The 2,171-nt window shown below is 71.6% G+C and carries 1 protein-coding gene; it reads left to right on the top strand.

Features of this window, described 5'->3' with window-relative positions:
- Nucleotides 1-2,171: SDR family NAD(P)-dependent oxidoreductase (locus ACFU53_RS47775; RefSeq protein ID WP_384006883.1), on the top strand; the 2,171-nt coding region annotated here is incomplete at both ends.

Here is a 2,171-nt window from a genome sequence, read left to right on the forward strand (position 1 = left end):
GGGGTGCGTTTCGCCGACGGTGTGAGCGTCCTGGCGGCCGAGGGGGTGACCCGTTTCCTGGAGATCGGCCCCGACGGCACCCTCACCGCCCTCGCGCGGGACTGTGTACCGGACGACACCGACGATGTGCTCTTCGTCCCGCTGCTCCGCAAGGATGCCTCCGAGCACATGGCCGTGCTGCGGGCGATGGCCCGCCTCCACGTCGATGGTGGAGAGGTCGACTGGAGTGTCCTGCTCGGCAGCGGCGAGGGTGCCCCGGCGGTGGACCTGCCCACCTACCCGTTCCAACGCCAACGCTACTGGCTGGCCCCGAACCAGCCGGCGCCCGGCGTCCCGGCCGGCCCCGCTCACGCATCCGCGATGATCGACGACGCGTTCTGGGCCGCTGTCGAGCGCGAGGATCTACCCGCGCTGGCGGCGGATCTCGACCTCGCACCGGACATCCTCGGCCCGGTGGTTCCGGCCCTCTCGAAGTGGTACAGGCAGCGACAGGACCAGGTCATGGTCGACGCGCTGCGGTACGAGGTGTCCTGGCGGCCTCTGACCAGGGACGACGAGGTCACCCCTGCCGCAGGGGTCTCCCGCACCGGGAGATGGACCGTCCTGGTACCGGTCGACCTGGACGTCGTCTCGCGCGGCACGGTGAACAGCATCGTCGCGGGCCTCCACAAGCAGGGACTCACCCCGCACGTCGTCGAGACGGATCTCGCGGACCCGGAGGCGCTCCGGCTTGCTCTTTGCGAGACCGGCGCCTTGGACGGCACGAAGGCGCCGGACGGGATCCTGTCGCTGCTGAGCTTCGACGCATCTGTCGATCCGGTCCTGGGGACACTTGGCGCGCTCCGCACGCTCGCTGAGTCAGCACCTCTCGGCACACGACTCTGGGTCCTCACTCACGGGGCCGTTGCCGTCGGGAGTCCTGATCGCGTCACCCATACCTCACAGAGCGCTGTATGGGGGCTGGGCCGCGTCGCGGCTTTGGAACACCCGGATGCCTGGGGCGGGTTGATCGATCTGCCCGCGCAGGTGGACGACCGGGTGAGCGCACGTCTCGCCGTCGCGCTGACCCGCCTGAGGCCGGATGAGGATCAACTCGCCATCCGGACTCACGGTATCTTCGGCCGCCGACTGTCCCAGGCCGCGCCACTGCCACAGCGCACGGCCGGCGGCTGGGAGCCGCGCGGTACGGTGCTGATCACCGGCGGGACCGGCGCTCTTGGCACACACGTGGCCCGCTGGGCGGTGGCGCGCGGCGCCCGCGACCTGCTCCTGGTGAGCCGCAGCGGCGAAGCGGCCCCCGGCGCCGCCGAACTGCGCGCCGAACTGCAGGAAGCGGGTGCCCAGGTCACGCTGGCAGCCCTGGACGTCTCCGAACGCGACGACCTCGCCGCGCTCCTGACCGAGCATCCTGTCGACGCGGTGTTCCATACGGCCGGCGTTCTGGACGACGGCACGCTGCTCACGACGGATGCCGGCCGTATCGAGCGGGTCATGGGCCCCAAGGCCACGGCGGCCCTTCTGCTGGACGAGCTGACCCGGAACCGCGACCTCTCGGCGTTCGTCCTCTTCTCCTCCCTGGCCGGAACGCTGGGCAGCCCGGGACAGGGCGCCTACGCCGCCGCCAACGCCGTCCTGGATGCCCTTGCCGAGCGGCGCCGGGGCGAGGGTCTGCCGGCCACGTCGATCGCGTGGGGCCCGTGGGCGGGCGGCGGTATGGCCGCCAATTCCGGTGGCCGACGTCGTGGCCAGGGCGCCGTGACCGCGCTCGCGCCGGGGTTCGCCCTGTCCGCGCTGGGCGCGGCTCTCGACGGCGACACCACAACCCAACTGGTCGTGGACGCCGACTGGGACCGTTTCATCCCGGCGTTCACCACGGCTCGCCCCAGTGCCCTCCTCACCCCCATGGCCCCGCCCCCTGCTGCTGCCCCCGTACCCGGTGGCAGCGCGCACACCGGTGAGGCCGGGGACGACCTGCGCTCCCGTGCCGCCGGCCTGTCGCGCGAGGCCGGGCAACGCCTCGTACTCGACGAAGTGCAGAAGGTCGCGGCGATGATGCTGGGGCACAAGGGTCCCGGGCAGGTGGGTGCTGAGCGGGCGTTCCGTGATCTGGGTGTGGATTCGTTGATCGCGGTGGAGTTGCGCAACGTCCTGGCGGTTGTTGTGGGTGTGGC

It is taken from the genome of Streptomyces sp. NPDC057474 (assembly GCF_042802555.1).
Classification (GTDB): Bacteria; Actinomycetota; Actinomycetes; order Streptomycetales; family Streptomycetaceae; genus Streptomyces.